22 protein-coding genes are annotated in these 20,389 nt (G+C 63.7%); all 22 read right to left on the reverse strand.

Going from position 1 to position 20,389, the window contains the following annotated elements; all coding sequences use genetic code 11:
* Nucleotides 1-1,068: 1,068 nt before the first annotated feature.
* A complete protein-coding gene (locus AC3IR3_RS15290; protein WP_489196941.1) occupies nucleotides 1,069-1,464 on the reverse strand; it encodes a DUF2802 domain-containing protein in 396 nt (131 codons plus the stop codon).
* Nucleotides 1,465-1,520: 56 nt separating this feature from the next.
* A complete protein-coding gene (locus AC3IR3_RS15295; RefSeq protein WP_489193350.1) occupies nucleotides 1,521-1,979 on the reverse strand; it encodes a chemotaxis protein CheW in 459 nt (152 codons plus the stop codon).
* On the reverse strand, nucleotides 1,976-2,542 hold the full coding sequence (locus AC3IR3_RS15300) for a hypothetical protein (protein ID WP_489193352.1): 567 nt from the start codon (nucleotides 2,540-2,542) through the stop codon (nucleotides 1,976-1,978). Before AC3IR3_RS15300 ends, AC3IR3_RS15295 begins: the two co-directional genes overlap by 4 nt.
* A complete protein-coding gene (locus AC3IR3_RS15305; protein ID WP_489193354.1) occupies nucleotides 2,539-3,321 on the reverse strand; it encodes a ParA family protein in 783 nt (260 codons plus the stop codon). Before AC3IR3_RS15305 ends, AC3IR3_RS15300 begins: the two co-directional genes overlap by 4 nt.
* Complete coding sequence (gene motD, locus AC3IR3_RS15310) at nucleotides 3,321-4,325, reverse strand: flagellar motor protein MotD (protein ID WP_489193356.1); 1,005 nt, start codon at nucleotides 4,323-4,325, stop codon at nucleotides 3,321-3,323. The genes AC3IR3_RS15305 and motD overlap by 1 nt, the downstream gene beginning before the upstream one ends.
* Nucleotides 4,322-5,062, reverse strand: coding sequence for a flagellar motor protein (locus AC3IR3_RS15315; protein ID WP_489193357.1), 741 nt, complete (start codon nucleotides 5,060-5,062; stop codon nucleotides 4,322-4,324). The genes motD and AC3IR3_RS15315 overlap by 4 nt, the downstream gene beginning before the upstream one ends.
* A 1-nt stretch (nucleotide 5,063) precedes the next feature.
* Nucleotides 5,064-7,082, reverse strand: a complete 2,019-nt coding sequence (locus tag AC3IR3_RS15320; RefSeq protein WP_489193358.1) for a chemotaxis protein CheA — start codon at nucleotides 7,080-7,082, stop codon at nucleotides 5,064-5,066.
* Nucleotides 7,083-7,089: 7 nt separating this feature from the next.
* Nucleotides 7,090-7,734, reverse strand: coding sequence for a protein phosphatase CheZ (locus tag AC3IR3_RS15325; RefSeq protein ID WP_489193360.1), 645 nt, complete (start codon nucleotides 7,732-7,734; stop codon nucleotides 7,090-7,092).
* A gap of 8 nt (nucleotides 7,735-7,742) precedes the next feature.
* Complete coding sequence (cheY, locus tag AC3IR3_RS15330) at nucleotides 7,743-8,141, reverse strand: chemotaxis response regulator CheY (protein WP_489193362.1); 399 nt, start codon at nucleotides 8,139-8,141, stop codon at nucleotides 7,743-7,745.
* Nucleotides 8,142-8,205: 64 nt separating this feature from the next.
* The gene (locus AC3IR3_RS15335) at nucleotides 8,206-8,937 is read right to left on the reverse strand and encodes an RNA polymerase sigma factor FliA (protein ID WP_132144565.1); all 732 of its coding nucleotides are present in this window, start codon (nucleotides 8,935-8,937) and stop codon (nucleotides 8,206-8,208) included.
* Nucleotides 8,934-9,809, reverse strand: coding sequence for a MinD/ParA family ATP-binding protein (locus tag AC3IR3_RS15340; RefSeq protein ID WP_489193364.1), 876 nt, complete (start codon nucleotides 9,807-9,809; stop codon nucleotides 8,934-8,936). The genes AC3IR3_RS15335 and AC3IR3_RS15340 overlap by 4 nt, the downstream gene beginning before the upstream one ends.
* A 68-nt stretch (nucleotides 9,810-9,877) precedes the next feature.
* Nucleotides 9,878-11,185 (reverse strand): flagellar biosynthesis GTPase FlhF, encoded by a 1,308-nt coding sequence (gene flhF, locus AC3IR3_RS15345; RefSeq protein WP_489193366.1) that lies wholly within the window; start codon nucleotides 11,183-11,185, stop codon nucleotides 9,878-9,880.
* Between the two features lie 129 nt (nucleotides 11,186-11,314).
* Entirely contained in the window at nucleotides 11,315-13,408 is a 2,094-nt protein-coding gene (gene flhA / locus AC3IR3_RS15350; protein ID WP_489193367.1) for a flagellar biosynthesis protein FlhA, read from the reverse strand.
* Between the two features lie 2 nt (nucleotides 13,409-13,410).
* Complete coding sequence (gene flhB, locus AC3IR3_RS15355; protein WP_489193369.1) at nucleotides 13,411-14,553, reverse strand: flagellar biosynthesis protein FlhB; 1,143 nt, start codon at nucleotides 14,551-14,553, stop codon at nucleotides 13,411-13,413.
* Between the two features lie 4 nt (nucleotides 14,554-14,557).
* A complete protein-coding gene (gene fliR / locus AC3IR3_RS15360) occupies nucleotides 14,558-15,325 on the reverse strand; it encodes a flagellar biosynthetic protein FliR (protein ID WP_489193371.1) in 768 nt (255 codons plus the stop codon).
* Nucleotides 15,325-15,594: a flagellar biosynthesis protein FliQ gene (gene fliQ, locus AC3IR3_RS15365; protein ID WP_132144557.1), complete on the reverse strand. Its 270-nt coding sequence runs from the start codon at nucleotides 15,592-15,594 to the stop codon at nucleotides 15,325-15,327. The genes fliR and fliQ overlap by 1 nt, the downstream gene beginning before the upstream one ends.
* Nucleotides 15,591-16,340: a flagellar type III secretion system pore protein FliP gene (fliP, locus tag AC3IR3_RS15370; RefSeq protein ID WP_489193372.1), complete on the reverse strand. Its 750-nt coding sequence runs from the start codon at nucleotides 16,338-16,340 to the stop codon at nucleotides 15,591-15,593. The genes fliQ and fliP overlap by 4 nt, the downstream gene beginning before the upstream one ends.
* Nucleotides 16,337-16,762, reverse strand: a complete 426-nt coding sequence (gene fliO, locus AC3IR3_RS15375) for a flagellar biosynthetic protein FliO (protein ID WP_489193374.1) — start codon at nucleotides 16,760-16,762, stop codon at nucleotides 16,337-16,339. The genes fliP and fliO overlap by 4 nt, the downstream gene beginning before the upstream one ends.
* Nucleotides 16,759-17,046, reverse strand: coding sequence for a flagellar motor switch protein FliN (gene fliN / locus AC3IR3_RS15380; RefSeq protein ID WP_207906838.1), 288 nt, complete (start codon nucleotides 17,044-17,046; stop codon nucleotides 16,759-16,761). The genes fliO and fliN overlap by 4 nt, the downstream gene beginning before the upstream one ends.
* A gap of 479 nt (nucleotides 17,047-17,525) precedes the next feature.
* On the reverse strand, nucleotides 17,526-18,530 hold the full coding sequence (fliM, locus tag AC3IR3_RS15385) for a flagellar motor switch protein FliM (protein WP_132144551.1): 1,005 nt from the start codon (nucleotides 18,528-18,530) through the stop codon (nucleotides 17,526-17,528).
* Between the two features lie 16 nt (nucleotides 18,531-18,546).
* Nucleotides 18,547-19,026 carry a flagellar basal body-associated FliL family protein gene (locus tag AC3IR3_RS15390; protein WP_489193376.1) on the reverse strand — a complete coding sequence of 160 codons (480 nt, stop codon included), beginning with the start codon at nucleotides 19,024-19,026 and terminating at the stop codon, nucleotides 18,547-18,549.
* Nucleotides 19,027-19,269: 243 nt separating this feature from the next.
* Entirely contained in the window at nucleotides 19,270-20,340 is a 1,071-nt protein-coding gene (locus tag AC3IR3_RS15395) for a flagellar hook-length control protein FliK (protein ID WP_489193377.1), read from the reverse strand.
* Between the last annotated feature and the right edge of the window lie 49 nt (nucleotides 20,341-20,389).

The following is a 20,389-nucleotide window of genomic DNA, read 5'->3' on the forward strand; positions in this document are numbered from 1 at the left end:
TGGTCATTCCGCGACCAGCACGATTTCTGTAGGAGAGCGCCTGCGCGCGATAGCCAACGGAGCGGAGATGATGAGCTCGCCAATCGCAGCCAGGACACCGGGCTTGGCGTTGCTCATTCCGCGACCAGCACGTTTTTGTGGGAGCCCGCTTGCGGGCGAAATCCAACGGAGCGGTGACGATGTGCGTGGCATCCGCAGCCCGTAGACCAGGCTCGCGAAGGCGGGCATCCGTCGTCCTCGCCCTGTTGGCTTTCGCGCGCAAGCACGCTCCCACAGAAAGCAAACCCGGGCAATGCGCGATATCCACAGGCGGTGTGGATAGCCGCTGAATAAGCATGTGGATAACTGCGATTCGCGCTGATGTGGCAACGACTTGCGTTGCGTTGCTCATTCCGCGATCAACACGCTTTCTGCAGGAGCGCGCCTGCGCGCGATAGCCAACGGAGCGGAGATGATGAGTTCGCCATTCGCAGCCAGGACACCGGGCTTGGCGTTGCTCATTCCGCGACCAGCACGTTTTTGTGGGAGCCCGCTTGCGGGCGAAATCCAACGGAGCGGTGACGATGTGCGTGGCATCCGCAGCCCGTAGACCAGGCTCGCGAAGGCGGGCATCCGTCGTCCTCGCCCTGTTGGCTTTCGCGCGCAAGCACGCTCCCACAGAAAGCAAACCCGGGCAATGCGCGATATCCACAGGCGGTGTGGATAGCCGCTGAATAAGCATGTGGATAACTGCGATTCGCGCTGATGTGGCAACGACTTGCGTTGCGTTGCTCATTCCGCGATCAACACGCTTTCTGTAGGAGCGCGCCTGCGCGCGATAGCCAACGGAGCGGAGATGATGAGTTCGCCATTCGCAGCCAGGACACCGGGCTTGGCGTTGCTCATTCCGCGACCAGCACGTTTTTGTGGGAGCCCGCTTGCGGGCGAAATCCAACGGAGCGGTGACGATGTGCGTGGCATCCGCAGCCCGTAGACCAGGCTCGCGAAGGCGGGCATCCGTCGTCCTCGCCCTGTTGGCTTTCGCGCGCAAGCGCGCTCCTACAGCGGCGCTGTTGAGCTAGCGTGCGCTCAGGTCGGGTTGCCTGCGTGCAGACGGTGTAGCAGTTCCGCTTCCGATAGCGAAAGGCCGCAGGTCTCGGCGATCTGCTGCGCAGTGGCGCCCTGTCGGGCGAGGCGCTGTGCCAGGGTGTAGGCGCGGTCGGCGGTCTGTCCTACTTCGTTCGGCATGGTCGGTGCATGGCGAACATGGTCTTCGATATCGCCGAGGCGAATCTCCAGACGCTTGAGCACACCGATCAGCGCGGCTTCGTCCACTCCGACGACGCGCCGTTCGGGCTCGGCATCGGGCATGGGCGCTGAGGCAGCCGGTTGCGCGAGAGGCGTCCTGGCATCCAGCCGGCGCCACAACAGCAGCAAGCCGAGCATCTGCAGTACGGCGAAGACAATCAGGATGTAAGCAAGCATGTTGTTCACTGGCGTTTCCTGCATGAGCCGCGCGAATGAACGCGATTCGCTAGCCGTCACACACGGCAGAGGCGCTGCACGTCGACGAGCGCGATGAAACCGTCGTGCCGCGTGACCACGCCGCTGACCGGATCGTCCCTGCGACTGGCGCGACCCGGAGGCGGCACCGCGATATCGCTGGCATTGAAATCAAGCATATCGCCGATGGCATCGATGCGCATACCCACGATCGACCCCGCGTCGTCGAAGACGACGACGCGCTGGGCGTCCTCCCGGTCCGGTGCGACGCAGCCTGCCAGGCCGAAACGGCGTCGCCCGTCGAGCACGGGCACGATCTGCCCACGCAAATTGACGATACCGAGGACGTCGTCAGGCGCACCCGGCACCGGCGTGACGTCGCCACAACGGATGACCTCGCGCACGCTGGCCAGCGTGACCGCGTAATGCTGTTCCTTGAGAACGAAGCCGAGCCACGCGCCCTGCCCGCCATGTACTGCCTGGCGCACATCGTTCATGGACACCCCTCCCGTTCAAGCCATTCGATCAATGCCGCGGTGTCGACGACACCGCATTTCGGTTCTTTCGCCATACCAGCCAACCATGGGCGCGTTGTGGCATTCGTGCGCCACTGGATCGCATCCGGGCCGAACACCACGGGTTCGTCCTCTACGGTACAGGCCAGCGCCCATTGGCGGTCGCCCAGCAGTACCAGCGTCGTTGCCGGCGAGCCGGCCATGTCCGGCGACATGACTGCCGCCAGATCCGCGACCCGAGCCTCCCCACTGGGATGCCGCCAGCGTCCCAGACAGATAGGCCGGGTCGCTACGGTGGGCGCCAGTGGCGGCATGGGCAACAGGTGGATCACATCGCGCATGGGTATGGCAAGCCGGACACCCGCCGCGATACACAACAGGTAACGATTGTCGCCTTCGACCGCCGACTCTGTTCCGGAGGACTTACGCCCCGGCTCGAATGCCATGACCTGGACGACGGCCGCGGGGACGATGGCTGCGGGCGTGAGCAGTTCGGCGAGATAATCCGCGACGAGTTGATCGGCGGCCTGCATCGAGGTCGTCATGCGGCTGCGTCCGTCATGAGTTGAACGCGCATGGCGAGCAATTCGTCGAGCAACTGGCGATACGCCAGGCCACCCCGGCGCGCCGCGGACCACGACGCGAGCGGGACCCCCGCCGCGCTGGCTTCACGAATCTGGGTATCGGTAGGAATGACGGTCGCGCTGACCGCGTCCCCGTATTTTTCGCGTAACTGTTCGAGGCAGGCGCGCGAGGCATGGGTCCGCGCGTCGTACATCGTCGGCACGATCGTGCGGGGTAGCGGACGTCCGCGCGAACGCTCGATCATGCCGAGACTTCGCAGCATGCGCTCCAGACCTGCAAGGGCCAGCGCTTCGGTCTGCGTGGGAACCAGTAGACGATCGCTCGCGGCCAGCGCGTTGACCATCAGGACTCCGAGTGTCGGCGGACAGTCGATCAGAACGTGGTCGAAATCCTCTGCTAGCCCGGCCAGCGCCTGACTGAGCACCAGACCCATGCCCGCGCGCGTCCCCACCTGCCGGTCGAGCGTAATCATGGCCGAGGACGCGGGAAGCACCGAGAGCCGCTCGTAAGCCGTCGCATGGACCAGCGACGAAGCCGGCGGCGCGCTGCCGCCGAACAGATCGTAGATGCTGCCGTGCGCGCCATTCTCGACACCGACGTAGCCGCTGAGCGACGCATGCGGATCCATGTCGACCATGAGCGCGCGTTCGCCGCGTGAGGCCAGCATGCTACCCAGTGCGACGGTGGTGGTCGTCTTGCCGACGCCGCCCTTCTGGTTAGCGACGGCCCAGACAACCATCAGAGCCCCTCCTGCCGGGCGAATGCCGCGGAGCCTGCCACGGGAGCAGCGGCAACCGGCGGCACGGCCGCTGCGGGTAACGCAGCCGGCGCCGGCGCTGGCTCGGACTTGGTCAGATCGATGCGATCCGCATCGCTATAAAAGCGCGCGGGTGCGGCTTTGTCGCTCATCACGACGATAAGCACCCGTCGATTGCGGTTGCGCCCTTCGTTCGTCGCATTGTCGGCGACCGGACGAAACTCGCCCCAACCGATGATGCCCACGCGATGCGCGTCGACGCCGGCGCCCGTGAGCAGGCGCGCGACACTGGCGGCACGAGCGGCGGACAGTTCCCAGTTCGACGGAAATGCAGGTGTGCTGATCGGCGTGGTGTCGGTATAGCCTTCGATCCGCATCGCGTTGGGGAACGGCGCGAGAATCCCCGCGATCTTCATCAACGTGGTTTCCGCCGCGCCTTGGAGGCGGGCGACGCCGATCGGAAAGAGAATGTCGGTGCGTACTTCGATTTCCAGCCAGTCGGTGGTCCGCCGCACGCTGACGAGGTTCTTGTCGATCAGCGGCTTCATGGCACGCTGAACTTCCTCGGAAATCTGGCTCAGGTTGGCTTCGTCCGTTTTGCCTACCGTGGTATTCGATGCCGGGGCGGTCTGCACCGCCGAGGACTCCTGACGCTGGACCGCCGCACCTTCGTGCCCGGGCAACGGCAGATCGCGCGGCGGCAGCGGTACGTCGATACGGGATATCGGCGTGGCATTGGGTGCACGCGACTGATTGGGCATCGGCACCTGCTTGGCTGGCTCGGCCTCACGCGTGGGCTCGATCACGCGCCCCGTGCCGTTGAACGCTTCGTTGATGGACTGGGCCATCACGCGAAACTTCGTTTCGTTGACGGCGGACACGGCGTACATCACGACGAACAACGCAAGCAGCAACGTAATCAGATCGCCGTAGGGAATAGCCCAGCGTTCGTGATTGATGTGCTCTTCGACGTGACGCCGTTTCACGACACGAATCCCTGCAGTTTGCTTTCGATGTGGCGCGGGTTGTCGCCCTGCGCGATGGAAACGAGACCCTCGACCAGGATCTCGCGCATCTGCGAACGCGCGCGGGCAAGTCCTTTCAGGCGCGAGGCCATCGGCAGTGCAAGAAGGTTGGCGAGGCCGATACCGTAGATAGTGGCGACGAACGCGGCGGCGATGCCGTGACCGAGCTTGCTCGGCTCCGCCAGGTTCTGCATGACGGACATGAGGCCCATCACCGCGCCGATGATACCCATGGTCGGCGAATACGCGCCGGCATTCTCGAAGACTTTCGCCGCTTCGATGTCGATGTGCTCGCGAGCGAGGACCTCGACTTCCAGGACGCTACGCATCGCATCCGGCTCGGTTCCGTCGACGAGAAGCTGTAGCCCCTTGCGGATGAAGGGATCGGTTTCGCGTTCGATGCCCGCTTCCAGGCCGAGCAGGCCCTGGCGACGCGAGATTTCGCTCCAGCCGATGATGCGGCTTACCAGGTCGGCCGTTTCGATCAGTGGCGGGCGATAGACCCAGGGCAGCATGCTCCATGCGCGCTTGAGTACGACGCCCGGCGTCTGCACCAGCAGGGCCGCGAACGTACCGACAAACACGATGACGAAGGCGGCCGGATTCCACAGGGCGTCGAGGCTGCTGCCTTTCAGGACGGTACCGACGATGATGACCAGGAAGGCCAGGATCGTGCCGACGATACTTACGATATCCATATCAGATCGCCACCCTCATCGAAGGGAGAAGCTGGCCGGCGTCGTCCGCCAGACCCGCAAGATCGAGGACGAGCGAGATACGTCCGTCGCCCGTGATAGTGGCGCCCGCCACACCGGGTACGTCTTTCAGCAGTGGCCCCAGCGGCTTGGCCATGACGTCTTCGCGCCCGATCACTTCGTCGACGAGGCAGCCCAGCGTCTGATGACCGATCTGCACCACCACGACGTGCCTGCCACCGGAGGGCACCCCCGCCCAGCCAGCCAGATCGCACAGCGGAAGCGCTCGCTGGCGATGCGAGGCCACGACACGGCCGTCCAGCGTCTGGATCTGGCCTTCGACCAGTTCGAACACTTCGGCCACGTTGCTGAGCGGAAGCGCCAGCAGGCGATTACCCACGCGCACCATGAGGACTCTGAGAATCGCCAGCGTGAGCGGTACCGACAGACGGACCTCGCTGCCACCGCCCACGCGCGAATCGATCGACAGCGTGCCGCCGAGTTCGACAATCTTGGTTTTGACGACATCCATGCCGACGCCACGGCCGGAGATATCCGATACCTGGCTGGCCGTGCTGAATCCGGGACGGAACACGATGTCGAAGCATTCGCGATCGTCCAGACGTGCGGCCTGTTCCTCGTCGAGCAGGCCCTTTTCCACCGCCTTGCGGCGAAGTATTTCGGGGTCCATGCCTTTGCCGTCGTCGCGCACGGTAATGACGATATGGTCGCCGTACTGCCCCGCCGTCAGGTGCACGGTACCCACCCGCGACTTGCCCGCCTGTTCGCGGACATCGGGCATTTCGATGCCGTGATCGACCGCATTGCGCAGCAAGTGGACAAGTGGATCGGCCAATGCTTCGACAACGGTGCGGTCGAGGTCGGTTTCCTCGCCTTCCTGTACCAGTTCGACTTCCTTGCCCAACTGGCGGGCGAGGTCGCGGATGATGCGCGGAAAACGCTGGAACAGCTTGCCGATGGGCTGCATGCGCATGCGCAATACGGCGTTCTGCAAATCTTCGGCGACCCGCTGCAGTTCGCCGACGGCACGTTCCATCGGTCCCTCGACACCTTGCGATGCGAGGCTGGTCAGGCGATTACGCACAAGCACGAGCTCGCCCGCCGCATTGACGAGACTATCGAGACGGAATGTATCGACGCGGACCGTGGTGTCGGCGTTCGATGCCGTGCGTTTCTCGGCGGCTGGCTTCGCGACGGGCGCTTGCGCGGACACGGGTGCTGTCGCTTCAGCGACAACGGGTGCGGGTGCGGGTGCGGGTGTTTCGACAAGACCGGGCGCTTTGCCCTGTCCATGCAAGGCATCCAGCAACGCTTCGAACTCGTCGTCGCCGATAACATCGCCAACGGAAGAAACGACGGGTGTGACGGGGGGAATGACAGCGGGAACGACATCCACCTCGACCGACGCGCCGGGCGCATTGCCGCTGCCGTAAAGCGAATCCAGCAGTGCTTCGAACTCGTCGTCGTCGATAGGTCCGGACGGCGCCGATGCCGGTGCATGCTCGCCGCGCGCGGCGTCGAGCATGGCCTCGAACTCGTCTTCGATCGCATCGCGACCGGCCGATGGCCTGGCGGACGGCGCCGACAGGGTCAGCGCGACGGGCTCGGCCGAGGTGGTGCGCCCGGGAATCAGGAGGCGCGCCAGCAACGCGTCGGGCGCCGGTTGCGAATCCGCGCCGGCATCGGCCGCGCGCATCATATCGTTGAGGAGATCGAGCGATTCGAGCAACGCGTCCATATACGCCGCGTTGAGCATCACCGCACCGTTGCGGGCTTCGTTCAGAAGATCTTCCGCGCGATGGCACAGGCCGACCATGGCGTTCAGGCCAAGGAAGCCCGCACCGCCCTTGACGGTGTGGAACGCGCGGAAAACGGCATTCAGCAGCTCGCTGTCGCCCGGCGAGGCCTCCAGGTCGACCAGTTGCTCGCCCAGCGTCTCGAGCAGTTCCCTGGCCTCGATCAGGAAAACGTTGAGCAACTCATTGTCGAGCTCGACACTCATGCCGGTCTCAGAATCCGAATTCGCTGAGGAGACGATCCACTTCGTCCTGGCTGACCTTGTCCGCCACAGGCGGCGCGTTGCTGCCGGCCAGCGAGCCGGTCAGGCGAACCAGTTCCAGCAGCGACGATTCGACCTTGCCCATGAACTGCTCCACCTGGGCAACGCGCTGACCCGAGATGTCCTGCCACGACTGGGCTTCGACCAGTTCTCCAAGGCCGATATCGCAGTTCTGCGCGAAGTCGCCGACACGCACGGCGAGCGCCGTGGCATTGATGCCGAACGCGGGATCGGAGGTTTCCAGCACGAGCAGCTCGTCCGCCTGCGTGGCAAGCGCCTGTGCCTGAGGACGCAGCTTTTCGCTGAAATCGAGCGTGCTGTGGGCGGCCTGCGCGCTCATTTCCAGCACATCGCGAAGATGCTTGCGTGCGTCGCCCATGCTGCCCGGCACACCATCGCCGGAGACATCGGCGGCAAGACGGCGCACGGAATCGTGCAGATCGCGCGCAAGGCAACCAAGCGCGTGGAACAGGTGCTGCTCGCGGCTGCGCAGCAGACGATCGAGTGCCTTCTCGAAGGCGGCACGGTCGTCGGCGTCGAGAAGCTCACGCAGTTCGGGGACGACTTCGTGGTCGGCGTTAAGCGAGATGTTCATGATGTCCCTTAGCCGGCCGCCGCGAGGCGTTCGAAAATCTTGTCGAGTTTTTCTTTGAGCGTGACGGCCGTGAAAGGCTTCACCACGTATCCGTTCACGCCGCTCTGAGCCGCCGCGATGATCTGGTCGCGGTTGTTCTCCGCGGTAACCATCAGCACGGGGATCGACTTCAGCTTGGCGTCCGCGCGAATGGCGCGAAGCAGATCGATGCCGGTCATGTTCGGCATGTTCCAGTCGGTGACGACCAGGTCGAACGCCTGCGCACGCAGCGACACGAGCGCCGCGGTGCCGTCTTCGGCTTCATGGATGAGCCCGTTGGTGAAACCGAGCTCGACCAGGAGGTTCCTGACGATACGTCGCATGGTGGAAAAATCGTCCACCACGAGGATCTTCATGTTCTTGTCCAAAACGCTACTCCGCCTTGACCGCGCGTTTACTGTTGATTCCGACGTCGCCGACGAAGCGGCGCCATCACGTTCTTGCGTTCCATCCCGTCATACGCGCACGAAGCCGGATCAGGGCCTGCCCATGGATCTGGCATACCCGCGATTCACTGACTCCCAGGACCGCGCCTACTTCCTTGAGATTCAGTTCTTCCTCGTAGTACAGCGACATCACCAGCTTCTCGCGTTCGGGCAGACCGTCGATCGCCGCGACCAGCGCTTCGCGCATGCCCGCTTCCTCGAACAATCCTTCCGGACCCTGGGCGTCCGGGTCGGCCACGTCGATCGCCGCGCCTTCGTCGCCCTCGGGGGCGGAAAGGCTCAGCAGTCGCGCGCTTGCCGCGTCGGCCAGAATCTGGTTGTACTCGAGAGCGTCGATTCCGAGACGCTTCATTACCTCTGCGTCTTCGGCATCGCCACCCGTTTCATTTTCGATCTGTCGTGTTACCTCCGCGACTTCGCGCAACTTTCGATGCACGGAGCGCGGCGTCCAGTCCGTCTTGCGCAGTTCGTCCAGCATCGCGCCCCGGATGCGGATACCCGCATAGGTCTCGAAGCTGGCCGCGCGAGTCGGCGAATAATTTCGCGCGGCCTCAAGCAGTCCGATCATGCCGGCCTGAATGAGGTCGCCCACGTCGACGCTTGCCGGCAGACGGCCCATCAGGTGATAGGCGATACGCCGGACCAGCGGCGCGTGGATACGCACCAGTTGATCCGCCGGGATTCGCGTGACTTCCAGGTATTCGGTCGCAACGCTCACAACGGCAGCCCTCCCCCCATGGAGGCCCGATCGGCGAAAAAGCCGATCCGACCCTGTGCCCGGGGTTCGGGTTCACCCCATGTATCGACCGCACGTGCCAGATTCTTGAATCCGACCGCCGATCGACTGCTCGGCCACGCTTCGACGACCGCGGCCTGGCGACGAATCGCCTGGCGCAGATACTCGTCGTGCGGGACCATACCCATGAAATCCAACGAAACGTCGAGGAAACGGCCGGTAACGCGCGACAACTTCTCGAATAGCTGCCGCCCCTCCTGGGCGTGGCGGACCATGTTGGCCACGACCCGGAAACGGCCCACGCCGAACTCGCGGCTCAGGACCTTGATCAAGGCGTAAGCATCGGTAAGCGACGCCGGCTCGTCGCAGACGACGACCACCACCTCATCGGAGGCCGCGGCGAACATCGACACGCTGTCGGAGATGCCCGCGGCGGTATCGACGATCAGGAACTCGGGGGGAACGGCATATTCGTCGAACGCGCGGATGACCGCGGCGTGTTCGATGTTTGGCAACTGCGCCATGCGGCGCGCGCCGGACGTGGCGGGAATGACCTTCAGACCATGCGGCGCCTGGAGTATCAGTTCCTCGATCGTGCACGCCCCATCGAGCATATGCCCGAGGTGGCGGGTCGGCTGCAGGCCAAGCAATACGTCGATATTGGCCATACCGAGGTCGGCATCGAGCAATACGACATCGCGACCGCCCATGGACAGGGCCATCGCCAGGTTGACGGCGACGGTTGTCTTACCCACGCCACCCTTGCCACCCGCGACGGCGATGCTGCGGCATGGTTTGCGCTCGGCGAGCCAGTTGATACCGGCTGCCTGGCTAGTGGTCACGGGTGTGGTCATGAAAGGGCTCGCTACCGCCATTAGGGATTCGAGTCCAGATGCCTGGTTCACTTCGATGGACTCCGGGGTCAGACCGTCGTCGCCGGAACCGGGAAGCCAAAACGATCGGCTAGCACGGCGGCGTCGGGTTCGTCGTTACGATTCTTGAGGAGTTGCGCCGCGTGGCAGACCAGCTTGCGCGAGTCGGCTACGGCGATGTCCTCGGGTACGCGCTGACCGTCCGTGGTGTAGTCGAGCGACAGACCATGCCGGATCAGCGCCGACAATGCACCACCTAATAGCGGGGCTTCGTCGAGCTTGGTCAGGATGGCTGTCTGTGGAGCAATGGGTGCATAGGCGCGAATGGCACTGTCCAGCGACTGGGACTGGGCGTTCGCCGCCAGTACCAGGCACACGCGCACGTCGGACGACGCGCGCAGCGTTTCGAACTGTTGCTGCAGCTTCGGGTCCGTCCCCGCCATACCGGCGGTGTCGACCAGTACGGTGTGACGTCCGCGCAACTGGATGAGCACGTTGCGCAGACTGGTAGCGTCGTGGGCATTGAACACGCGAACGCCGAGGAGGCGCCCGTAATGTTCGAGCTGTGCGCCGGCACCGATGCGGTACTGGTCCGCGCTGATCAGAGCGACGTTGGCCGCACCGTGGCGCAGAACGGCGCGTGCCGCGAGTTTGGCGATCGTGGTCGTCTTGCCGACGCCGGTCGTACCGACCAGCGCGGTAATGCCGCCGCCGACCGTATTCAGTTCGCGTCCGGTCGTGCGGATGCTGCGGCTCAGTACGCCCAGCGGCAGATAACGCGCCTGTTCGGGCGTCATGTCGTCCGGCAGTTCGGCGCACAGCGTGCGCGCCACGTCGCCGTCGATGCCCAGGCGGGTCATTTCGCGCAGCACGCGCGCGCGCAGCGGCTGCTCGCGCTCGGTCTGGTTCCAGCGCAGCGCGGACAGCTGCACTTCCAGCATCTCGCGCATATTGTTCAGTTCGGCGCGCATGGTGTTCATGGCTACATCGCTTGCCGGCGCAGCAACGGAAGCGCGGAAGGCGTCGGCGACACCGGCGGCAAGCGCGGCGCTGGAGTGAGCTTTCGGCGCATTGGGATTGGCGGTACGGGCGGCGCTCGACTCGCGACGGGCTCGCGGCGGATTGGCCAGCTCGGCGGCGAAGATCGCCTCGCGCTCGGTCTGCTGCTGCGGCAGCGTATCGGGACCCTTTCCGGCCGCTTCGCGTACCAGCGCTTCGTCGTAATCCAGCGCGGCGATGATCTCGATGCCGTCGTCCAGGCGACGCGTCGAGAGAATGACGGCGTCCGGACCCTGCTCATCGCGAACCTGGCGCATGGCCTGACGCATATCGGCGGCAACGAAACGTTTGATTTTCATGCGTGGAACCCTTCCGTTGCGTTGATCTGATCGCGGAAAAATGCGCAGGTGTCGACCGGTGCCATGGCGACGATCCAAAGAAATCCTGTCTTGCGCTTGTCCATCCTTAAGTCCTGTTCGTGTCTGGTCTTACCTTCCGAGCGCTGCCACCAATTTGACGCGGCGGTTGTCCGGAACCTCGTTGTAGGCGAGTACATGCAGGTTTTGGGCCACATGTCTGGTGAAGCGTGCCAGCCAAGGCCGAAGAGTCGGTGCGACAAGGAGTACAGCCGGCTCGCCAGCCGCTTCCTGACGCCTCGCCGCATCCGCGACGCTCTGCTGGAGACGATCGGCCAGACCCGGTTCGACGGCCGCACCCGCAACGCCCCCGCCCTGTAGCGACTGGAGCAAGATCTGTTCCAACTCCGGTGCCAGCGTAATGACGGGGATCTCCGATCCAAGGCCGGCGATTTCCTGCACGATCTGGCGGCCCAGGGTGACGCGAACCGCAGCGGCGAGCACGCCGGGATCCTGACTCTGGCCGGCATGCTCCGCCAAAGATTCGACGATGCTGCGGATGTTCCGGATAGGCACGCGCTCGGCGAGCAGGTTCTGCAGCACCTTGACCACCACGCCCAGCGACAGGCGTTTCGGAATGAGGTCTTCGACCAGCTTCGGCGCCTGCGTGGTGAGGCGATCGAGCAACTGTTGCACGTCCTGATGACCCAGCAGTTCGTGAGCATGACTCTGCAGGATGTGCGACAGATGGGTGGCAATAACCGTCGCCGGATCGACCACCGTATAGCCAAGCGTCTGCGCGTGTTCGCGCATCCCCGGCTCGATCCACACCGCATCGAGGCCGAACGCCGGATCGCGCGTCGCGATGCCGCTCACCGTACCGTGCACGCGGCCCGGATCGATCGCCAGCAAACGCTCGGTATGAATCTCGGCCTCGCCCATCGGAACGCCCATGAGGGCGATGCGATATCCGTGCGGCGCCAGGTCGAGGTTGTCGCGGATGTGCACCGACGGAACCAGAAAGCCCAGTTCCTGCGATAGCTTCCGGCGTACGGACTTGATCCGCGCCATCAGCTCGCCACCCTGGTTGCGATCCACCAGCGGAATCAGGCGGTAACCGACTTCCAGACCCACCGTATCCACGGTCGCCACGTCTTCCCAGCTCAGTTCCAGACGCTCCGGCGGCGTGGCCGTTTCGGTGTTGGTCACGGCCTTGGGCAGCTTGCCTTCGGCAATGTCGACCGAACGCTTGTGCAACATATACGCGCCGCCGCCGCAGATCCCCGCGAGCAGCAGGAACGCGATGTTCGGCATGCCGGGAATCAGTCCCATCACGGCGAGGACGACCGCGGCGACGCCCAGCGCTTTCGGTTGACCGAACAACTGCCCCATCACGTGCGAGCCCATGTTCTCGGACTTGGACACGCGGGTGACGATCACAGCGGCCGCGATCGACAGCATCAGCGCCGGAACCTGCGCGACCAGGCCGTCGCCGATGGTCAGCAGCGTATAGGTGCGCGCGGCCTCCGAGGCGGACAGGCCGTGTTGCATCATGCCGATGAAGAAACCGCCAATGACATTGATGCCGAGAATCAGGATACCGGCCGTGGCATCGCCGCGGACGAACTTGCTCGCGCCGTCCATGGAGCCGTAGAAGTCGGCTTCTTCACGCACTTCCTGACGACGTTCGCGCGCCTGCTCCTGGGTCAGCAGACCCGCATTGAGGTCGGCGTCGATCGCCATCTGCTTGCCGGGCATGGCATCGAGGGTGAATCGCGCCGTCACTTCGGATACGCGTGTGGCGCCCTTCGTCACGACGACGAAGTTGATGATGGTGAGGATCGCGAACACCACGAAACCGACGGCGAAGTTGCCGCCCACGACGAACTCGCCGAAGGCCTCGATGACCTTGCCCGCCGCGCCCGGCCCCATATGGCCGTGCAGCAGCACCACGCGGGTGGAGGCGATGTTCAGCGCAAGACGCAACAGGGTCGCGAACAGCACCACCGTCGGAAAGGAGGCGAACTCCAGTGGCCGCATCACGTACATCACAGCCAGCAGGATCACCAGCGACAGCGCGATGTTGAACGTGAACAACAGGTCCAGCATGAATGGCGGCAGCGGCAGCATCATCATGCCGAGCATCAGCAGCATGGCGACAGGTGCGCCGATACCGCGGCGACCGACCTGCTTGAGCGTGCTCAGAAATGTCGTCGGAACTGCCATCGTCAGGTATCCATACGGTAAGGGCCGAGCAGATCCGGATCGATCTCAGGCGTCGGTGGATCGGGCGGAAGGTCGCCGGTGGCGACCGCCTGCTGCAAGCGGTAGACGTAAGCAAGTATCTGGGCCACCGCGATATACAGCGCCGCCGGGATCTCCTTGCCTACCTGAGTTGTGTTGTAAAGCGCGCGGGCCAGCGGCGCGGCTTCCACAAGCGGCACCTTGTTCGCACCGGCGACGTCGCGGATCTGCTGCGCGATCACATCGACGCCCTTGGCCACCACGCGAGGCGCCCGCATCGCGCCGTCGTCGTAACGCAGCGCCACGGCGAAGTGGGTCGGGTTCACGACGATCACGTCGGCCGTCGGCACGTCCTGCATCATGCGGCGCCGGGAAACCTGAAGCTGCAGCCCACGAATGCGGGATTTGAGTTCGGGATTGCCGTCGCTTTCCTTGTGCTCGTCTTTCTGTTCCTGCTTCGTCATCCGCATTTTCTTGGCGAAAGAGAACTTCTGCCACGGCGCATCGACCATCGCGATCACGCCGAGCATGGAGCCGAACAGAAGCGATGCGTGCCCGAGCATGCTGAACGCATGCGCGATACCGTTGTTCACCGATCCCGCGCCCACGGCGACCAGTTCATGCGTCGTACTGCGCAGGTACATAGCCAGCACGCCACCGATCAGAATGACCTTGAGCAGCGACTTCACCAGCTCGACCAGACCGTTCATCGAGAACAGGCGGCCGAAGCCCTTGATGGGGTCCAGGCGATTGAACTTGGGAACCAGCGCTTCGCCACTGAAATTGAGACCGCCAAGCAATGCCGGCGCCGCGACGGCCGCGACCAGCGTGGCCGTGAACACGGGCCCCAGCAATTTCAACGCCTCGAGACCGGCGGTGCTCAGCGCGCGCGATGCACCGTCGGCGGAGAAAAGATCGTCGCGGGAATAACGTAGCCCGACGTGCATGATGTTGCTGGCGTGCAGCGCAATCTGGTCGCGCGATGCGATCAGCGTCGAGACGGCGGCCAGCACCACAATGGCGGCACTCAGATCGCGCGAACGCGGCAGATCGCCCTTTTCGCGCGCTTCGCGAAGGCGTTTTTCACTGGCCGGTTCGTTGCGTTCCTGGTCGTCCTGTTCGCTCATCGGCTCAACCTCCGATCAGCCGGCGCATGATGTCCCACGCGTCGGTTCGCAGCGAATCGAATGCGCTGGGCAAACCGCGCAATGCGAGCCATACGGCGATCATGCCGAGGCAGATGGTGATCGGGAAACCGACCGCGAAGAGATTCATCGACGGTGCCGCACGACTGATCGCGCCGAAACCGAGATTGACCACCAGCACGGCCGTCAGCGCGGGAAGCGCTACGCGCACGGCGCCGCCAAACAGATGGGTGGCGAAAGAAAGAATGGCCCAGATACCGTTCGTGCCAAGGCCGTCGGTACCGATCGGCAAACTGTTGAAACTGCCCGCAAGCAGGCTGATGAGCTGGAGATGGCCATTCATCGTAAGGAACAGCAGCGTCACCAGGATCGTATAGAACTGACTCAGCACCGGCACCGAGCCGCCGGACTGGGGATTGACCACTTCGGCGAAGCCCAGGCTCATCGACTGCGCCACGAACTGTCCGCCGAAGGACACCGCCTCGAACACCAGCTTCATCACGAAACCCAGACCCGCACCTACCAGCATTTGCTGCGCCATCGTCGCGACGCCGGCCGCGCTCAGCGGACGGATGTCGACGGGCGCCAGCGGCGCCAGCACATAGGTCAGCATCACGCAGATACCCAGACGGATACGCATCGGGATCACCGGCGCGCCAAGGACAGGCGCTACCAGCATCAGTCCCGACACGCGGGCAAGCGCCCAGACGGCCCCCCCGACCCAGCCTTCGATCTGGCTAAGGTCGAAGACCATCAGCGCACCGCCATCGGCAGGCTTTCGATCAGCTGCCGGGTGAACTGCACGAGGGTACGCAGCATCCACGGACCGGTCACGATCATGACGAGCGCCATGGCGATCAGCTTCGGGATGAAGCTCAGGGTGGTTTCGTTGATCTGCGTCGCCGCCTGGATCATGCCGACCAGCAGACCGACCGCCAACGCCGTCAGCAACAACGGCGCGCCAACCAGCATCGCGATATGCAATGCCTGCTGGCCGAAGGCGATGACCGACTCGGGCGTCATGTGTAGAAGCTCCCGGCCAGCGTACCGAGCAGCAGCGTCCACCCGTCGACCAGTACGAAAAGCATGATCTTGAAGGGCAACGAAATGATCATCGGCGAGAGCATCATCATGCCCATCGACATCAGTACGCTGGCCACGACCAGATCGATGATCAGGAAGGGGATGAACAGCAGGAAGCCCATCTGGAACGCGGTCTTCAGTTCACTGGTCACGAATGCCGGCAGCGCGACGCGATAAGGAACCGCGTCCTTGCTTGCATATGGCTGCTCGTTCGCCAGTTTGGTAAACAGCTGCAGATCGGCTTCGCGCGTCTGGTCGAGCATGAAACGACGGAACGGCGCGGCGGCGGCGGGAATCGCCTGATCCACCGTCATCGCGCCATCCATATATGGCTTGATGCCATCGTCGTACGCGCGATTGATCACCGGCGACATCACAAACAAGGTCAGGAACAGCGACAGCCCAAGGATGACCTGGTTAGGCGGCGTGCTATTGGTGCCCAGGGCCTGGCGAAGAAAACCGAGCACGATGACGATACGCGTGAACGACGTCATCATCAGCAGGATGGCAGGCAGCACGGTCAGCGCCGTCATCAGCGCCAGCATCTGGATCGACAGCGACCAGTTCTGGCCACCGCCCGGCGCGGTCTGCACGTTTACCAACGGAATACCCGGCGGCTCGATGGCGAAGGCCACGGCCGGCAGGAACATCAGGACGATCGGGACAATCCAGCTCCAGCGCTTCATGGCGTGCGCTTCCACTGGGCCAGCACGTCGCGGAAGCCGCGCAGCGAAGGCGTGGCATGCGGTGTCTGGGTATCTTCCGCCACCGGAGTGGCAAGCACGTGCAGAGTGCGCAAGCCGTTGGGTGACGCACCGACGAGCAGCTGCGTGCCGCCCACTTCCAGCAACATCACTTTTTCCTTGATGCCTACGGGCATCGTTTCGATCACACGGATTTTCCGGCCGCCGGGACGGACGCGACCCTGTGCGCGCCGGCTCAGCCAACCGACGATCAGGATCAGGGCGATGACGCCGGCAAGACTCAGCACGACACGTGCGAGCTCGGCGCCGGAATCGACAGCCGGCACCGGTGCCGGGGCCGCCGCGAAGGCGCAGGAAACGAAGCCACCCGTGAGAGCGGCGGCGATGCGCACGACGTTTTTCATCGCAGTTTGCGGACCCGCTCGGCCGGGCTGATCACGTCGGTCAGCCGGATACCGAACTTTTCGTTGATGACGACGACTTCGCCATGGGCGACCAGCGTGCCGTTCACGAAGACGTCGAGCGGCTCGCCCGCGGCGCGGTCGAGTTCGACGACCGAGCCCTGATTGAGCTGCAACAGGTTGCGGATGCTGATCTTGGTCCGTCCCACTTCCATGGCCATCGTCACCGGCACATCGAGAATGGTGTCGAGGTTGACCTCGCTGCCGAGCCCCGTGGTGGGGCCCATCGCCGACACGGCGGCTTCGGGGTTTTCGACAACATCGGGGTTCGAGAATGCGTCGTTGCTATTCATGCCGATTCACTGCGCGTAACGAGGGATAACCTCGTTGATGCAAACCGCATGCCATGGGTCGGGCGGCGCGTATCGGCGAAAGACGCCCCCTTGGATCAAGGACTTAGGGAAACCAACAGGCGACCTGCCGTGCCGTCGGCCGAAAGGTGACGTTTCGAGAGCAAATAATTGACGCTCGACGGCAGTAAGTCACCGCGACGGTCAGTTGACGCCGCTCCGCTAAAGAACGGCCCGCTTTCTGTGGGAGCGCGCCTGCGCGCGAAAGCCACGGAGCGGGATTGCCGTGCGTCACCTTCGTAGCCAGAACACCGGGCTTGCGATGAGAGTATCGGATGTCTTCGCTCCGTAGCTTTCGCGCGCAGGCGCGCTCCCACAGAAAGCGGGCCCCGAGCGAGCACACCACACCAGGATGACTAGGCCAGTTCGGTCAACGGCTCCGGCGGCCGCTGCTCCCTGCGGCGGAGCAGACTCTCGAACTGAACGGCCTTGTTGCCGCTCATGTTCGCCATCTTCCCCCGGAATACCGGAACGTCTTCGGCGAAGACCGTTGCGAATTCCGGCAGGTTGATAGGAATCACGTCGCCTCGGCGCAGGTGCAGGAAGTCGCCGATGCTCAACTGGGCTTCGGCGAGCAGCGAGGTCAGTTCCACCTGTGCGTCGAGAATTTCCTCGTGCAGGCTCTGTATCCAGCGATCGTCGCGCTCGGCCCGGTCGCTTTGCACGCCCGCGTCCAGCAGCTCGCGAATCGGCTCGACCATCGAGTACGGCAGCGTCAGGTGAACTTCGCCGCCACCGCCATCGAGTTCCACATGGAAGCGCGAAACGACCACGGTTTCGGTCGGACTGACGATGTTCGCGAACTGTGGATTGATCTCGGAATTCAGAAACTCGAACTTCATCTTCAGCACGGGCGCCCACGCTTCGGCCATGGAGGTGAAAGCCTCCTGCAGCACGATCTGGATCACGCGGTTCTCGGTCGGCGTGAAATCGCGACCTTCGATACGTGCGTGATAACGCCCGTCGCCACCGAAGAAGTTGTCGATGACCGTGAATACCAGGCGCGGCTCGAACACCATCAGCGCCGTGCCGCGCAGCGGCTTGATACGGATCAGGTTGAGATTGCTGGGTACCGCGAGCGAGTGCACGTACTCGTTGAACTTCGTCATCTTGACACCGAGCACGGACACTTCGCACGACTTGCGCAGCACGTTGAACAGGTTCTGCCGGAAATAACGCGCGAAACGGTCATTGACCATTTCCAGGGTCGGCAAGCGACCGCGAACGATGCGGTCCTGCTGCGTGAAATCGTAATCCTGGATGCCGCCGGGCGGCGGAAGCTCGATTTCGGTCTCGACATCGCCGCCTTCCACACCGGCCAGCAGTGCGTCGATTTCTTCCTGGGTAAGGATGTCGCTCATGGGCCGGTTCGCTCTGTCACTGCATGATGAAACTGGTGAAAAACACGGCGTCGATACCCGGACGACCGATCTTGTCCTTCAGCACGCGCTGGATTTCGGCCAACGCGGCCGCCTGCAATTTCTGCTTGCCCTTCACATCCGACAACGACTTGAAGTCCTGCGCGGAGAACAGCATCAACAGCGCATTGCGGATTTCAGGATCGGCCTCTTTCGTGGCTTTGATCGCTTCGGCATCGTGCGACATGACATTGACGCCGACCTGAAGGAAACGCAGCGCGTTCTCATCCTGGAAATTAACGACAAACGCGGGGTCGAGCTGGAGATAGACCGCCGGAACATTCGATTTCGCCGCCGAGGCCTGACCGCCCGCGGCGCCGTGCTTCATCATCATCCAGCCGCCAACGCCACCGATAGCCAGCACGACAAGCGCACCCACGACGATGAACATGCCTTTGCCCTTCCTGGGCGCGGTAGTCGGATCCGGTGCTGTTGCCATGGTGAAGCCTCTTCTACTAAACGAAAACGGTGGGGATACGCGTCGTGGCGTTCGCTCAACCCCTAAAAGCAAGTCGTGTGCCACGACGGGGAACCCTCATTATTGACGATGTGCGCTCAAAGAAAAGCGTGAGGCGGCGCACAGTTACAACATGCGGGAATCATCCGGCGGCGAATCGGCGCAATTTCATGACTGGCGTTTTTCTGACTCTCGTCAGTTTTACGTCATGCCGAATGCCCGCCATCACGCCACTTCGTCGACCAGACCGCGGCTCACGCGCGTCGTGGACACAACGGTCGCCTCATCGCTACCGGCATCGCCCGATGCGGCGCCTGACGACCGAGCGGACGAACCGTCATCTTGCCCGGCGTTTTGCTGGCTGACTTCGGTATGGCCCAGCGAAAGGCCGTGATGCGCGAGCATCGTGTCCAGTTGGGAAAGCGTCTGCTGCACGGCGATGACCGCCGCGGGATGCTCGGTCGCGAAAGCGACGTTGACCTTGCCGTGCTCCACGCTGACTTTCACATCCATGGAACCGAGTTCTTCCGGATGCAGGCGGATACGCGCCTGATTGATGTTCGAATTGCCCATCCAGGCAATCTGCTCGCCCAGCTCCTGTGCGAACTGCGGCGAGGTCGCAGGCTGCGTCGACTGAAGCTGCACGTTCTGCGGGTCCTGCGTCGCGGCGTGCAGGTGCATCGCAGGCAACGCCAGCGACGTCGTTGCATCCGTCGCCGCTGCGTCTTCCTTCGGCGCGGCCGCGCCAATGGCAGCCAGAAGTCCTGCCTTGTCGGCGGCCACGCTCGGTGGCCCGGCTGGCGTCGCGGCAGCAGCCGCTGCCGCAGCCGCGACTTGCGCCTGTGCCTGTTGGGCCAGCGCGGCGGCGGCGGCATCGCCGACCTGTCCGGTAGCTGCAATTGCCGGGTCGCCCTTACCCGTGAGTCCGTCGGTTGCCGCGCCCAGCGCCTTGCCGGCCACCGTCGCGACCTTCGGCGGCACGCCGATCAGCGCAAGGACGGCCGCGACGGCGGACGTATCGGTCGTGTCGGTCTGATCGTCTTTCTTGTCCGACGCTTTCGACTCGTCGGCGCTCTGGCTCTTCGTGCCGGCGGCTTTCGAGGGAGTCGAGGCAGCCGGACTCGCGGATGTCTGCGTATTCGAGCTGGAAGCGTCCGAATCCTTGCCCTTCGATTGCTTGTTCGCCGCGTCCAGCGCCGCATCGAAACGATGCGCCGACGACGAAGTGTCTGTCGCTGGCGTGGACGACGCGGCCGGAACCTGGGGAACGACATTGGCGATGGCTGGAGAAATCATACGGCGAGCTCTCTGATGACGTGGCGGGTGCGATGCATCGAAAGACACA

The organism is Luteibacter sp. GL_149 (assembly GCF_057834065.1).

Excerpts from the sequence above, each read along its gene's own strand:
- AC3IR3_RS15290 (WP_489196941.1), bottom strand. The coding sequence starts at position 1,464 with ATGCTTGCTTACATCCTGATTGTCTTCGCCGTACTGCAGATGCTCGGC.
- AC3IR3_RS15295 (WP_489193350.1), bottom strand. The coding sequence starts at position 1,979 with ATGAACGATGTGCGCCAGGCAGTACATGGCGGGCAGGGCGCGTGGCTC.
- AC3IR3_RS15300 (WP_489193352.1), bottom strand. The coding sequence starts at position 2,542 with ATGACGACCTCGATGCAGGCCGCCGATCAACTCGTCGCGGATTATCTC.
- AC3IR3_RS15305 (WP_489193354.1), bottom strand. The coding sequence starts at position 3,321 with ATGGTTGTCTGGGCCGTCGCTAACCAGAAGGGCGGCGTCGGCAAGACG.
- AC3IR3_RS15315 (WP_489193357.1), bottom strand. The coding sequence starts at position 5,062 with ATGGATATCGTAAGTATCGTCGGCACGATCCTGGCCTTCCTGGTCATC.
- AC3IR3_RS15320 (WP_489193358.1), bottom strand. The coding sequence starts at position 7,082 with ATGAGTGTCGAGCTCGACAATGAGTTGCTCAACGTTTTCCTGATCGAG.
- AC3IR3_RS15325 (WP_489193360.1), bottom strand. The coding sequence starts at position 7,734 with ATGAACATCTCGCTTAACGCCGACCACGAAGTCGTCCCCGAACTGCGT.
- AC3IR3_RS15340 (WP_489193364.1), bottom strand. The coding sequence starts at position 9,809 with ATGACCACACCCGTGACCACTAGCCAGGCAGCCGGTATCAACTGGCTC.
- flhF (WP_489193366.1), bottom strand. The coding sequence starts at position 11,185 with ATGAAAATCAAACGTTTCGTTGCCGCCGATATGCGTCAGGCCATGCGC.
- flhA (WP_489193367.1), bottom strand. The coding sequence starts at position 13,408 with ATGGCAGTTCCGACGACATTTCTGAGCACGCTCAAGCAGGTCGGTCGC.
- flhB (WP_489193369.1), bottom strand. The coding sequence starts at position 14,553 with ATGAGCGAACAGGACGACCAGGAACGCAACGAACCGGCCAGTGAAAAA.
- fliR (WP_489193371.1), bottom strand. The coding sequence starts at position 15,325 with ATGGTCTTCGACCTTAGCCAGATCGAAGGCTGGGTCGGGGGGGCCGTC.
- fliQ (WP_132144557.1), bottom strand. The coding sequence starts at position 15,594 with ATGACGCCCGAGTCGGTCATCGCCTTCGGCCAGCAGGCATTGCATATC.
- fliP (WP_489193372.1), bottom strand. The coding sequence starts at position 16,340 with ATGAAGCGCTGGAGCTGGATTGTCCCGATCGTCCTGATGTTCCTGCCG.
- fliO (WP_489193374.1), bottom strand. The coding sequence starts at position 16,762 with ATGAAAAACGTCGTGCGCATCGCCGCCGCTCTCACGGGTGGCTTCGTT.
- fliN (WP_207906838.1), bottom strand. The coding sequence starts at position 17,046 with ATGGGCCCCACCACGGGGCTCGGCAGCGAGGTCAACCTCGACACCATT.
- fliM (WP_132144551.1), bottom strand. The coding sequence starts at position 18,530 with ATGAGCGACATCCTTACCCAGGAAGAAATCGACGCACTGCTGGCCGGT.
- AC3IR3_RS15390 (WP_489193376.1), bottom strand. The coding sequence starts at position 19,026 with ATGGCAACAGCACCGGATCCGACTACCGCGCCCAGGAAGGGCAAAGGC.
- AC3IR3_RS15395 (WP_489193377.1), bottom strand. The coding sequence starts at position 20,340 with ATGATTTCTCCAGCCATCGCCAATGTCGTTCCCCAGGTTCCGGCCGCG.